Here is a 12,688-nt window from a genome sequence, read left to right on the forward strand (position 1 = left end):
CAACGGCGGTCTTCATGTTCGGGCTCGCCTGGTATTCGCTCCAGTACATGCTGACGCAGTATGGCCGCGGCCGGGTGCTGTCGTCGCTGCAGCTTCCGGTGTGGATCATCCTCGTATGGGTGCCGGTCGGCTTCTTCATGACCGGTTTGCAATACGCGCTGACCGCCATCAAGAACATGATCGAGAAGGACATCTACCTCTCGACCAACGTGCTCGAGGGCTACAGCGACGACGAGACGGAGGTCTGAGGCCAAGCCATGGCATGGACAATCTTCTCCGTCATGATCATCCTTCTGCTGCTCGGATTCCCGATGATGATCCCGCTCATCGTCGGCGCTTTTGTCGGCTTCTACTGGATGTTCGGCGGCTTCGGGCAGCTCGAGACCATGGTGCAGCAGATGGTGGCCGGCATCCGGCCGGCCTCGCTGATCGCCGTTCCCATGTTCATCTTCGCCGCCGACATCATGACCCGCGGCCAGTCGGCGGGCCGGCTGATCGACCTCGTCATGAGCTTCGTCGGCCACCTGCGCGGCGGCCTTGCGATCTCGACCGCCGCGGCCTGCACCATGTTCGGCGCCGTCTCGGGCTCGACCCAGGCCACCGTCGTCGCCGTCGGCACGCCGCTGCGCCCGCGCATGCTCAAGGCCGGCTACAAGGACAGCTTCGTTCTGGCGCTGATCGTGAACTCGTCGGATATCGCCTTTCTGATCCCGCCGTCGATCGGGATGATCATCTACGGCGTCGTCTCGAACACCTCGATTTCTGAACTGTTCATCGCCGGGGTCGGGCCAGGGCTGCTGATCCTGGTGCTGTTCTCGTTCTATTCGTGGATCTACGCGGTACGCAACAACGTGCCCACCGAACCCAAGACAAGCTGGTCCGAGCGCCTGACCGCACTGCGCAAGGCGCTGTGGCCGCTGGGCTTTCCGCTGATCATCATCGGCGGCATCTACGGCGGCATCTTCTCGCCCACCGAGGCGGCGGCGGCCTGCGTGCTTTACGCGCTGGTGCTGGAGACCATCGTGTTCCGTACCCTGAACTGGGGCGACGTCTACGACACCGCGAAATCCACCGGTCTGATCACTGCGGTGGTGTTCATCCTGGTGGGCGCCGGCGCGGCGTTTTCCTGGGTGATATCGTTCGCGCAGATCCCGCAAGCCATCCTGAGCGGCATCGGCATCGATCAGATGGGTCAGATCGGGGTGCTGTTCGTGATCTCGATCGCCTTCTTCATCGGGTGCATGTTCGTCGACCCGATCGTGGTGATCCTGGTGATGGTGCCGATCTTCGCGCCGGTGGTCAACGCGGTGGGGCTGGACCCTGTGCTTGTCGGCGTGGTGATCACGCTGCAGGTTGCCATCGGATCGGCAACGCCGCCGTTCGGTTGCGACATCTTCACCGCAATCGCGGTGTTCAAGCGGCCCTACATGGACGTGATCCGCGGCACGCCGCCGTTCATCTTCATCCTGCTGTCGGTGTCTGTGGCACTGATCTACTTCCCGCAGATCGCCCTGTTCCTGCGTGATCTGGCCTTCGCCAAATAGATAGGAGCACCTGATGTTCAAGAACATTCTCGTTCCCTTCGACGGGTCCGTGGGCGGCGAACAGGCGCTCTTGAAAGCGGCCGAACTTGCCAAGCTGTGCAAGGCCGAGGTCCTCGTGCTGACGGTGTTCCGCCATCACTCGATGCTGGAGGCGTCGTTTTCCATGGTCCGTGCCAGCGAGCCGGGCAACATGGACGACATCATGCGCGAGCACGCCCGCGAAGTGGCCGAACACGGCAAGAAGCTTGTCCTGGAGGCGGGTGCCGACAAATGCCGCGCCTTCGTCAAGCCCGGCCAGCCGGCGCGCACCATCGTCGGCTTCGCCAAGGAGCACGGCGCCGACCTGATCGTCATCGGCAGTCGCGGCATGGGCTCGGTCGAGGGCTACCTGCTGGGCAGCGTGTCGCACAAGGTGACGGGGCTGTCGGCGGTTCCGGTACTGGTCATCTGAGGCGCCCACACCCGCCCGGCGCACCGGCGCCGGGCCGGGGTCAGGCCCGTTCCTTGGGCGGCGTTGCGGCGGGGTCGTGGCCGTCGTCGCGCTTCATCCGGTCCAGCTCGTTGAGCAGGTCAAGCAGCATGTCCAGCCGCTCGGAGCCGAAATTCTCGCGCATCCAGCGGTTCAGGCGGCGGCTTTCCTCCAGGTTGTCGCGGATAACCTTGCGCCCGGCCTCGGTGATGGAAATGCACTGCTTGCGCCGGTCGGTGGGATGCGGCGCGCGCGTGATCAGCCCCTTGGCCACCAGCGTGTGCATGATCCGCGTCAGGCTGGGCAGCAACAGGCAGGAGCGATCCGCGATCTCGGTCGGATCGAGCGTGCCGCATTCGTCAAGCACCCGAAGCACCCGCCACTGCTGCTCGGTGACGCCGACATCGGCCAGCATCTGCCGGATCGGGCCCATCACCCGTTCGCACGCGCGCAGCAGCGCGATGGGGAGCGAGCGATCTGTCTCGGGGGCGTCTGCCTTGTCCACTTCCATGATTCTTGTCTAACTCGCGCAACCGCCGGCAGGCAATACGAATAACTGACGCAGGCAGCTCTATCGTCAGGCCCCGGCGCCCTCGCGTGTCACTGCGCCGGGTCTCACCGCTTCATGCCGCAAACCCCGCGTCGCGCCAGCGCGCGGCCAGGCGCGCGGCTTCCGCCGCCAGCCCGTAGGGCGCATTGACCACGAACAGCCCCGATCCAACCATGCGGTGCCCGGCGCGCACCGGCGGAAACCGCAGTTCGTGACGCACCGCGCCGGGCAGGCCGAGGGCCTCCAGCGCAGTCAGCATCGGGCCATGCGGCGCCCCGGTCAGGATCGGGTACCACAGGCATATGACGCCAACGTTCCACTTGCGATTGAGCCGCGCGATCTGCCCCGGGATGGTGTCGTAATCGGCCTTCACCTCGTAGCTCGGGTCGATCAGCATCAGCCCGCGCCGCGGTGTCGGTGGGCACAGGCTGTGCACCATGTCGAACCCATCGCGCCGATGCACGCGCACGTCATGGGGCGACATCGCATGGGCCAGCGCGGCGTGTTCCTGCGGGTGCAGTTCGGCCAGCTCTGCCCGGTCGCCCTGGCGCAGCAGGGTCGCCGCCAGCAGCGGAGACCCGGCATAGGCACGCCCCCCGTGCGCAGCGCGCACCGCCGACAGCGCCGCCCTGTAGGGGTGCTCGGGGTTCACCACGCCGGCATCCAGCGCCCGGCTCACCCCGGCCGCCGCCTCGCCGGTGCGCCGTGCCTCGGGCGCATCGAGGTCGTATAGCCCGCGCCCGGCATGGGTTTCGAGGTAGGTCATCGGCTTGGGCTTGGCGGTCATGTAGCCCAGCATCCAGCACAGCAAGGCGTGCTTGTGCACATCGGCCGGGTTACCCGCGTGGTAGATATGTTGATAGGACAGCATCCCGCCTCATTACGCAGGGTCTGGCCGATACGCAACGCGCAGCACAACTACCAGGGGGGTGATTCCGCCGGGCTGAGGAGAAGGCAAATATCACCGCCGGGATCACCCGACCAAAGGTCCGGCGCTCGCCCGCGTCTGCGCGGAATGGCGCCTATTTGCCCCACCACGCCCCTTTCGCTCTGCGCGTGTCAGCCCTATAAGGACATCCGGCCCCGGCGCAGCGCGCGCGGGCCTTGCGATTTGCACACGGGATGGAGACTCCATGTCGATCTTCGATAAGATGCCGGGCCTGTTCTCGTCGGACATGGCGATTGACCTCGGCACCGCCAACACGCTGGTCTACGTCAAGGGCCGCGGCATTATCCTGTCGGAGCCTTCCGTGGTCGCCTACCACGTCAAGGACGGGGTCAAGAAGGTGCTCGCGGTGGGCGAGGACGCCAAGCTGATGCTGGGCCGCACGCCGGGCAGCATCGAGGCCATCCGCCCGATGCGCGACGGGGTCATCGCCGATTTCGACACCGCCGAGGAGATGATCAAGCATTTCATCCGCAAGGTGCACAAGCGCTCGACCTTCTCCAAGCCCAAGATCATCGTCTGCGTGCCCCAGGGCGCCACCCCGGTGGAAAAGCGCGCCATCCGCCAGTCGGTGCTGTCGGCCGGCGCCCGGCGCGCGGGGCTGATCGCAGAGCCCATCGCGGCGGCCATAGGTGCGGGCATGCCGATCACCGACCCGACCGGCTCGATGGTCGTCGATATCGGCGGCGGCACCACCGAGGTGGCCGTGCTGTCATTGGGCGACATCGTCTACGCGCGATCGGTGCGGGTCGGCGGCGACCGCATGGACGAGGCGATCATCAACTACCTGCGCCGCCAGCAGAACCTGCTGGTAGGCGAATCCACCGCCGAACGCATCAAGACCTCGATCGGTACCGCGCGCATGCCCGACGACGGGCGCGGCGCCTCAATGCAGATCCGCGGGCGCGACCTGCTGAACGGCGTGCCCAAGGAAACCGAGGTCAGCCAGGCCCAGGTGGCCGAGGCGCTCAGCGAGCCGGTGCAACAGATCTGCGAGGCGGTGATGACCGCGCTCGAGGCCACGCCCCCCGACCTGGCCGCCGACATCGTCGACCGTGGCGTGATGCTGACCGGGGGCGGCGCGCTGCTGGGCGATCTCGACCTGGCGCTGCGCGAACAGACCGGGCTGGCGGTGTCGATCGCCGACGAGTCGCTCAATTGCGTGGCGCTGGGCACCGGCAAGGCGCTGGAATACGAAAAGCAGCTTCGCCACGCGATTGACTACGACAGCTAAGGCACCCACCTTCCGACGAGGGGGCCACGTTGGCACGAAACGGATCACAAGGCGACGACTACATCGCCCCGCTGCGGCGGTTGCTGACGGCGATCCTGGTGCTTGTATTGCTGGGAATCTTCGTATTGTGGCGTATCGACAACCCACGCGTCGAACGGTTCCGCGCCCAGGTCACCGACCACGTCGTGCCCAGCTTCGACTGGGCGATGACCCCGATCACCACGGCGGTGAGCCTGGGCCGCGATTTCCAGAGCTATCGCCAACTCGTACAACAGAACCGCCAGTTGCGGCGCGAGTTGCAGCAGATGAAGGCATGGAAAGAGGCGGCGCTGCAACTCGAACAGGAAAACGCCCGGCTGCTGGACCTCAACAAGGTGCGGCTCGACCCGCGGCTGACGCACGTCACCGGCGTGGTCATGGCCGACAGCGGGTCGCCGTTCCGGCAATCGGTGCTGCTCAACGTGGGCGCCCGCGACGGCATCCGCGATGGCTGGGCCACCATGGACGGGATCGGACTGGTCGGGCGGGTCTCGGGCGTGGGAAAAAACACCAGCCGGGTGATCCTGCTGACCGACAGCTCCAGCCGCGTGCCAGCCACGGTGCAGCCCTCGGGCCAACCTGCCATCGTGCGCGGCGACAACACCGTGGCGCCGCAACTGGCCTTCGTGGAAAACCCCGACGATGCGCGCCCCGGCGACAGGGTGGTGTCGTCGGGCGACGGCGGCGTGTTTCCCGCCGGGCTGCTGATCGGGCAAGTCGCCAAAAGCCCCGATGGCCAGTTGCGGGTGCGCCTGGCCGCCGATTTCGAACGGCTGGAGTTTCTCAGGGTGCTGCGCTCGCCCGAGCTTGAACGCCTCACCGGCCCGGTGTCGATGGTCGCACCCACCGACGCCACCGCGGCCGGGCCGGGCCGCGGTGACGGGGGCGCGCCATGATCGGCCATTCCGCAGCGGCGCGCCTGTGGCTCATGCGCGGGGCCTATGTCGGGCTGGCGCTGGTGATCTTCGCGTTTCGGCTGCTGCCACTGAACATGACGCCGCCGACCTGGGCGGGCCCCGATCTGCTGCTGGCGATCACCTTCGCCTGGGCGTTGCGCCGGCCCGATTACGTGCCGGCGCTGTCGGTGGCGCTGGTGATGCTGATGGCCGACCTGCTGTTCCAGCGGCCACCGGGCCTGTGGGCGGCGCTGGCGGTGATTGCCACGGCGATGCTCAAGGCGCGCGCCCGGGGGCTGCGTGACCAGACCTTCGCGATGGAGTGGCTCAACGTCGCGATCATGATCGTCGCCACGGTACTGGGCTATCGGCTGATCCTGTCGCTGGCGATGGTGCCGCAGGCGCCGATCGGGCTGACCGCGATCCGCGCCTTCATGACAGTCCTGGTCTATCCGCTGGCGGTCGCCTTCTCGGCGCTGGTCTTCGGGGTGCGCAAGGCCGCCCCGGGCGAGGTCGATGCCACGGGGCAAGGCGCATGAGACGGCCCCCACGCGATAACGCCGATGGCGTTCGCCGCTTCACCCGCCGCGGGCTGCTGCTGGGCGGTCTGCAACTGGGATTCATGGGCGCGCTCGGGGTCAGGATGCATTACCTGCAGGTCGACCAGGCTGACCAGTTCCGCCTTCTGGCCGAGGAAAACCGCGTCAGCGTGCGCCTCATTCCGCCCGAACGCGGCGAGATATTCGACCGCACCGGCCGCGCCATCGCCGTCAACGAGCCCAGCTACCGCATCACCATGATCCGCGAGGAGGTGACCGACCCCCGGGCGGTGCTGACGCGGCTGGCGCGGCTGATCGGGATCGACGATGCGGCAATCGAGGCGGCATTGGAGGAACTGGAACAGGCGCGCCCCGACGTTCACGTAACGGTGGCCGACCGCGTCGATTGGCAGGCCATCGCGCGCGTGTCGGTCAACGCCCCCGCCCTGCCCGGCGTGCACCCCGACGTGGGCCTGTCGCGCTACTATCCGATGCGCGAGGATTTCGCCCATGTCGTCGGCTATGTCGGCCCGGTCAGCGATTACGACCTGTCGCGGATCGAATCACCACCGCCGCTGCTGCTGATCCCGCGGTTCCAGATCGGCAAGGTCGGTGTCGAGGCGAAATACGAATTCGCCCTGCGCGGCAAGGCCGGCAGCCGGCGCCTCGAGGTCAACGCCGCCGGCCGCGTCATGCGCGAGCTCGACCGCCGCGACGGCACGCCCGGCGCCAACCTGCAACTGACCGTGGATAACCGGCTTCAGAATTACGTGCAGGCGCGGCTGGGCGAACAGAGCGCCTCGGCGGTGGTGATTGACCTCGCCAGCGGCGATCTTCTGGCTATCGCCTCGACGCCCTCCTACGACCCCAACCTGTTCGTGCGCGGCATCTCGGTCGCCGACTACAAGGCACTGACAGACAACAAGTACCGCCCCCTGGCCAGCAAGTCGGTCCAGGGGCTGTACCCGCCGGGCTCGACCTTCAAGATGGTCACCGCGCTGGCGGCGCTCGACGAGGGGCTGATCACCGCCGAGGACACGGTCTGGTGCCCCGGTTACCTCGAAGTGTCGGGCCGCAAGTTCCACTGCTGGAAAACCTGGGGCCACGGACACATGACCCTGGAGGCGGCGCTGACCGAAAGCTGCGACGTGTATTTCTATGACCTGGCGCTGAAGGTCGGAATCGAGAAGATCGCCGCGATGGGCCACCGCCTTGGCTTGGGCGAGGCGTTCAACGTGCCTATGTCGGCGGTGGCCGCGGGCCGGGTGCCGACCAAGGACTGGAAACTGCAGCGTTTCGGCAAGGACTGGGTGCTGGGCGACAGCGTCAACGCCGCCATCGGGCAGGGCTTTGTCCTGACCTCACCGTTGCAACTGGCGGTGATGAGCGCCCGGCTGGCCACCGGCCGGGCGGTGGTGCCGCGCCTGGTGAAAACCATGGACGGGGTGGAACAGCCCGCCCCCGAGGCCGCGCCGCTGGGCCTCAACGAGAACCACCTGCGCCAGATCCGGCAGGGCATGTTCGCGGTGTCGAACAACCGCCGCGGCACCGCCTTCCGCTCGCGCATCACCGCTGAAGGCATGCGCATGGCCGGCAAAACCGGCACCAGCCAGGTACGCAACATCACCGCCGCCGAACGCGCCGAGGGCGTGACCAGCAACGAGGATCTGCCGTGGGATCGGCGCGATCACGCGCTGTTCGTCAACTTCGCCCCCTTCGAGGCGCCTCAAATCGCCGTCGCGGTGGTGATCGAACACGGCGGCGGCGGCTCTTCCGCGGCAGCGCCGGTAGCGCGCGACATCACCTTGCAGGCGCTATACGGCGACACCCCGCCGCTGTCGGCCTACCCCTCCGGCGACCGCGACCGGATCAAGGCGTTGCAGGAGCGGCTGGAACGCGAGCGCCGCAATGACCGGCAACCCGGGCGGGGCCGCGCATGAGCTATCTCGAATACACGGTGCGCAACGTGCCCGCCGGGCCGCGCAAGATCCTCTACCTCAACTGGCCGCTGGTGCTGCTCTTGACGGCGGTGGCCAGCGTGGGGTTCCTGATGCTCTACTCGGTGGCCGGCGGCGACCTCGCCCGCTGGGCCGAACCGCAGATGAAACGCTTCGCCGCCGGCATGGCGGGCATGCTGGTCGTGGCCATGGTGCCGATCTGGTTCTGGCGCAACATGGCGGCGCTGGCCTACGGGGCATCGATGCTGCTGCTGGTCGCGGTCGAACTGTTCGGTACCATGGGCATGGGTGCGCAACGCTGGATCGAACTGGGCTTCATGCGGCTGCAACCCTCCGAAATGATGAAGGTCGCGCTGGTGATGCTGCTGGCGGCCTATTACGACTGGCTGCCGATCCGCAAGGTGTCGCACCCGTTCTGGGTGGCGGTACCGGCGCTGATCATCGCGCTGCCTGCGGCACTGGTGCTCAAGCAGCCCGACCTGGGCACCGCGTTGCTGCTGCTGATGGCCGGCAGCGGCCTGATGTTCCTGGCCGGGGTGCACTGGGGCTACTTCGTCGCCGTGATCGCATCGGGCGCGGGGGCGCTTACGGCGGTGCTGCAATCGCGCGGCACCGACTGGCAGATCCTCAAGGATTACCAATATCGCCGCATCGACGTGTTTCTCGACCCGGCCAGCGACCCGCTGGGCGCGGGCTACCACATCACGCAATCCAAGATCGCGCTGGGCTCGGGCGGCTGGACCGGGCGCGGCTACATGCAGGGCACGCAGAGCCGGCTCAACTTCCTGCCCGAGAAACATACCGATTTCATCTTCACCACCCTGGCCGAGGAATTCGGCTTTGTCGGAGGCATATCGCTGCTGCTGCTCTACGCGCTGATCATAGCGTTCTGCATCGCCACCGCGCTGAGCATGCGCGACCGCTTCTCGGCGCTGCTCACGCTGGGAGTGACGCTGACCTTTTTCCTGTATTTCGCCGTCAACATGTCGATGGTAATGGGGCTGGCGCCGGTCGTCGGCGTGCCGTTGCCGCTGGTCAGCTACGGCGGCTCGGCGATGCTGGTGCTGATGCTGGCTTTCGGCCTGGTGCAAAGCGCCCATGTCCACAAACCGAGGTGACCAATGAGTGTGAACGTCCTTTTCGCCGCCGACGACCGGCTCTGGCACAACTACCACGAGCCGCTGCGCACGGCGCTGGCCGAGGCCGGCGTCGATGCCCACCTGGCCACCGACATCCCCGCCGCGCAGGTCGATTACATCGTCTACTCGCCGGGCAGCGAGGTGCAGGATTTCACCCCCTTCACGCGCTGCAAGGCGGTTCTCAACCTCTGGGCCGGGGTGGAAAACGTCGCCCACAACCCGACGCTGACGCAGCCGCTGGCGCGGATGGTCGACGAAGGGCTGACGCAGGGCATGGTCGAATGGGTCGCCGGGCACTGCCTGCGCCACCACCTGGGGCTCGATACCCACATCCTGCACCAGGACGGCACCTGGCGCCACGATCCGCCGCCGCTGGCCGCAGACCGGCCGGTGACGATCCTCGGGCTGGGGGCGCTGGGCCGGGCCTGCGGCGCGGCGCTGGCGGAGTTCGGCTTTCCGGTCACCGGATGGGCGCGCAGTGCCCACGAAGTGCCCGGTATCACCTGCCTGCACGGGCCCGAGGGGCTGAAGACGGCGCTTGCCCGCGCGCATATCCTGGTGCTGCTGCTGCCGCACACACCCGAGACCGAGAGCCTGCTGAACGCCGCGCGGCTGGCGCTGCTGCCACGCGGGGCGGTGGTCCTCAACCCCGGACGCGGGGCGCTGATCGACGACGACGCGCTGCTCGCGGCACTGGACGCGGGCCAGGTGGGCCATGCCACGCTCGATACCTTCCGCACCGAGCCATTACCGCCCGAGCACCCGTTCTGGACCCATCCGCAGGTCACCGTGACGCCGCATATCGCCTCGGAAACGCGTCCCGCGTCGGCGGCGCGGGTGATCGCCGAGAACGTCCGCCGCGGCGAGGCAGGCGAGGCGCTGCTGCACCTGGTGGATCGCGACCGGGGCTACTGAGGCAGACCATTGACGTCAGCGGGTAGCAGGAACCACCCGCATCGCCCGGCGGCGTCCGCCCCCTATTTCAGGATCGGCGGCTTGTCAGGGTCGCGCCCCGGCGCGGCCGGTGCCGTCGGCACCTCGGCCACCGGTTGCGGCAGATCGAAGCGCAAGCCGTGCCGGTCGAGTCGCGCCACGATCGGCTCGCCGGGCGCGACGAAACTCACGTCCAGCGCCCCGGCCTCCAGCCCGGTGAAGGTCAGTGCCTCGGCCACCGCCCGGGCCAGCGTCCGCTCGGCGCCCGCGCGCGCGCCGACTACCGCCAGAAGGTGATTGCGTGCCCCGCCCTCGTAGGTGGCTTGCACTAGGTAGGCCGTCTCCGCCAGCCCCGCTGCCCCGGCCAGCTTGGCGTCGAGCGCCCGCAACAGCCCCTCGGGCAGCCCCGCGGGCGCCGCGACCGCCGTGATCCGCGCCTCGGCCTCGTCGGGCGGGTTGTCGAGCGCGCCCGCCAGCCACGTCACCGCCTCGGGCGGCAGCAGCGTCGCCGACGGTGCCACCTCGGGGTTGAGCGCCAGCCCGGCGCCCTGCTCGGCCAGCATCCGCACCGCCACCCGCCCCGGCAGCGCCGCGTAAGCGGCGGCGGCACCGGCGAAACGCGCCAGCCGCGCCTCGCCGTCGAAGGCCAGCACGTAGGTCGCCGCGTCGATCTCGACGGTCTCGGGGTCCAGGGTATCGCCGCGCGCCTCCCCGCTCAGCAGCAGCACCAGTTCGCTGTCGGCCACCCGTTCGTAGAACCGCAGCCGCGCTCGGGCATCCTCGGGCGCGGCCTGCATCGCGGCATGGGCGCGGTCGAGCGGCGTTTCGCTATCCATCCATCACCTTGCGCATTTCGTCACGCAACACCGGCAGCAGTTCTTCCTCGAACCACGGGTTGCGCTTCAACCAAGCGGTATTGCGCCACGACGGGTGCGGCAAGGGGAAAACCCCCGGCACGTGGTCGCGCCATGCGCGCACGGTTTCGGTGACGCCCGCGCGGGTGCCCAGGTGCCAGCGTTGCGCCGGCCCGCCGATGACGATGCGCAAGGCGACCGCGTCCAGCGCCTGCATCACCTGCGCGTGCCATTCGCGCGCGCAGGCGGGCGGTGGCGGCAGGTCGGAGCCGCGCGCGTCGTAGCCGGGAAAGCAGAACGCCATCGGCACTATCGCAACGCGGTCGAGGTCGTAGAACTCGGCCTCGCTCAGGCCCAGCCAGCCGCGCAGCCTGTCGCCCGAGGCATCGTCGAACGGCCGCCCAGAGCGGTGCACCCGCAGCCCCGGCGCCTGCCCCGCGATCAGCACCCGCGCGCCGGGGCGGAACCACACCACCGGCCGCGGCGCGTGCGCGGTCTGCGTCGCGGCGAAACGCCCCGCGCACAGCCGGCAGGCCTTGATCCGCTCACCGATATCCGCCATTGCGTCTGCGTCAGCGCCCATTCTGTGCAATCATGTTGCCGATCCTGCCATCGTTTGTTTCCATATGAGACATAATTTCGCCCTCAAAGCGTGCAAGATCGGTATTGTGCCACGATATTGCGGGCCGGGCGGGCCCTACAAACGCTTAGTCATGCCCCCTCAAGAGGGCAGATAACAGGCCGCAGCGGAGAGCCATCAATGCTGGAATTCGAAGATGTCAGCAAGTCCTTCTGGACCGGAAAACAGCGCAAGGTGATCCTCGACCGGGTCTCGTTCCGGGTCGAGCTGGGCAACTCGCTGGGCATCCTCGCCCCCAATGGCACCGGCAAGACGACGCTGATCAACATGATGGCGGGGCTGGAAAAACCCGACGAGGGCGTGATTCGCCGCAGCTCGCGCATCAGCTTTCCGCTGGGGTTCATGGGCGGCGTCATCAACAAGCACACGGCCGTGGAAAACAGCCGTTACATCGCGCGGCTCTACGGACTCGACCCCGACTATGTCGAAGCATTCTGCCGTTGGCTGTGCAACCTGGGCGAATATTTCGAGCAACCCCTGGGCACCTATTCCTCGGGAATGCGGGCGCGGTTCTCTTTTGCACTGATGCTGGCGCTCGATTTCGATATATATCTCATCGACGAGGGCATGCCCGGCTCGACGGATGTCGAGTTCAACCGCAAGGCCGGCGAAATCCTGCGCGATCGGCTGCGCACGACAACCGTGATCATCGTGTCGCACAAGCCCGAAGTGCTGGAAAAGTTCGCCCGCTCGGCCGCCGTGCTGATGGGCGGGCAACTGTACATGTTTGACACCTTGGAAGAAGCGAAGCAGCTCTATGACTACGAAACCCAAGGCTAGAAAATTCCGCATCCGGCGCAGCGGCACCGACGCCGCCGGGGCAAGCCCGCAGGCAAGCCCCGAGCCCGCGCCGCAAAAGACGCAGGAGGCTGCGCCGCGAGCCGACGAGCAACCCCGGGCGGCGGCGCAGCCCCGGCGGCCGGCGCCGCCCGAGCCGCAACAGGCTC

Annotated in this window: 13 protein-coding genes and 2 pseudogenes; 11 read left to right on the top strand and 4 right to left on the bottom strand. The window is 67.7% G+C overall.

The features are described 5' to 3' along the window. From Q0L89_RS01660 to Q0L89_RS01670, 3 genes and pseudogenes are all read left to right on the top strand, one after another. A pseudogene (locus tag Q0L89_RS01660) lies at nt 1-248 on the top strand (TRAP transporter small permease); the annotation flags it as partial. A 9-nt stretch (nt 249-257) separates the two neighbouring features. Further along, nucleotides 258-1,544 (top strand): TRAP transporter large permease, encoded by a 1,287-nt coding sequence (locus Q0L89_RS01665; RefSeq protein ID WP_296762020.1) that lies wholly within the window; start codon nt 258-260, stop codon nt 1,542-1,544. Between the two features lie 13 nt (nt 1,545-1,557). After that, nucleotides 1,558-1,995: a universal stress protein gene (locus Q0L89_RS01670; RefSeq protein WP_296762022.1), complete on the top strand. Its 438-nt coding sequence runs from the start codon at nt 1,558-1,560 to the stop codon at nt 1,993-1,995. Between the two features lie 40 nt (nt 1,996-2,035). Here the strand turns inward: Q0L89_RS01670 and hpaR are convergent, their stop codons facing one another. Together hpaR and rlmJ are read right to left on the bottom strand one after the other, a co-directional pair. After that, nucleotides 2,036-2,524, bottom strand: coding sequence for a homoprotocatechuate degradation operon regulator HpaR (gene hpaR, locus Q0L89_RS01675; RefSeq protein WP_296762024.1), 489 nt, complete (start codon nt 2,522-2,524; stop codon nt 2,036-2,038). Nucleotides 2,525-2,636: 112 nt separating this feature from the next. Continuing rightward, the gene (gene rlmJ / locus Q0L89_RS01680; protein WP_296762025.1) at nt 2,637-3,434 is read right to left on the bottom strand and encodes a 23S rRNA (adenine(2030)-N(6))-methyltransferase RlmJ; all 798 of its coding nucleotides are present in this window, start codon (nt 3,432-3,434) and stop codon (nt 2,637-2,639) included. A 262-nt stretch (nt 3,435-3,696) separates the two neighbouring features. On the opposite strand from rlmJ, the gene Q0L89_RS01685 reads away from it, so the two are divergent. From Q0L89_RS01685 to Q0L89_RS01710, 6 genes are read left to right on the top strand one after another with little or no spacing between them, the layout of a single operon-like run. Continuing rightward, nucleotides 3,697-4,743, top strand: a complete 1,047-nt coding sequence (locus tag Q0L89_RS01685) for a rod shape-determining protein (protein ID WP_296762026.1) — start codon at nt 3,697-3,699, stop codon at nt 4,741-4,743. 29 nt (nt 4,744-4,772) lie between these two features. Further along, nucleotides 4,773-5,678: a rod shape-determining protein MreC gene (mreC, locus tag Q0L89_RS01690; protein WP_296762028.1), complete on the top strand. Its 906-nt coding sequence runs from the start codon at nt 4,773-4,775 to the stop codon at nt 5,676-5,678. After that, complete coding sequence (locus Q0L89_RS01695) at nt 5,675-6,217, top strand: rod shape-determining protein MreD (protein WP_296762029.1); 543 nt, start codon at nt 5,675-5,677, stop codon at nt 6,215-6,217. Before mreC ends, Q0L89_RS01695 begins: the two co-directional genes overlap by 4 nt. Then, entirely contained in the window at nt 6,214-8,157 is a 1,944-nt protein-coding gene (gene mrdA / locus Q0L89_RS01700; protein WP_296762030.1) for a penicillin-binding protein 2, read from the top strand. Before Q0L89_RS01695 ends, mrdA begins: the two co-directional genes overlap by 4 nt. Continuing rightward, on the top strand, nt 8,154-9,293 hold the full coding sequence (gene rodA, locus Q0L89_RS01705) for a rod shape-determining protein RodA (protein WP_296762032.1): 1,140 nt from the start codon (nt 8,154-8,156) through the stop codon (nt 9,291-9,293). Before mrdA ends, rodA begins: the two co-directional genes overlap by 4 nt. A 3-nt stretch (nt 9,294-9,296) precedes the next feature. Beyond that, nucleotides 9,297-10,229, top strand: coding sequence for a glyoxylate/hydroxypyruvate reductase A (locus tag Q0L89_RS01710; protein ID WP_296762034.1), 933 nt, complete (start codon nt 9,297-9,299; stop codon nt 10,227-10,229). Nucleotides 10,230-10,291: 62 nt separating this feature from the next. On the opposite strand, the gene Q0L89_RS01715 is transcribed toward Q0L89_RS01710, so the two are convergent. Both Q0L89_RS01715 and Q0L89_RS01720 read right to left on the bottom strand, forming a co-directional pair. Further along, nucleotides 10,292-11,083, bottom strand: coding sequence for an SseB family protein (locus Q0L89_RS01715; RefSeq protein WP_296762036.1), 792 nt, complete (start codon nt 11,081-11,083; stop codon nt 10,292-10,294). After that, nucleotides 11,076-11,684 carry a uracil-DNA glycosylase family protein gene (locus Q0L89_RS01720; RefSeq protein ID WP_296762038.1) on the bottom strand — a complete coding sequence of 203 codons (609 nt, stop codon included), beginning with the start codon at nt 11,682-11,684 and terminating at the stop codon, nt 11,076-11,078. The genes Q0L89_RS01715 and Q0L89_RS01720 overlap by 8 nt, the downstream gene beginning before the upstream one ends. Before the next feature lie 177 nt (nt 11,685-11,861). Here Q0L89_RS01720 and Q0L89_RS01725 point away from each other — a divergent pair, with 177 nt between their 5' ends. Continuing rightward, nucleotides 11,862-12,521 (top strand): ATP-binding cassette domain-containing protein, encoded by a 660-nt coding sequence (locus Q0L89_RS01725; RefSeq protein ID WP_296762040.1) that lies wholly within the window; start codon nt 11,862-11,864, stop codon nt 12,519-12,521. Further along, nucleotides 12,499-12,688, top strand: a pseudogene (locus tag Q0L89_RS01730) (capsule biosynthesis protein); the annotation flags it as partial. The gene Q0L89_RS01725 and the pseudogene Q0L89_RS01730, both read left to right, overlap by 23 nt.

The sequence above is a fragment of the Sediminimonas sp. genome, assembly GCF_024637375.1.
Taxonomy (GTDB): domain Bacteria; phylum Pseudomonadota; class Alphaproteobacteria; order Rhodobacterales; family Rhodobacteraceae; genus Sediminimonas.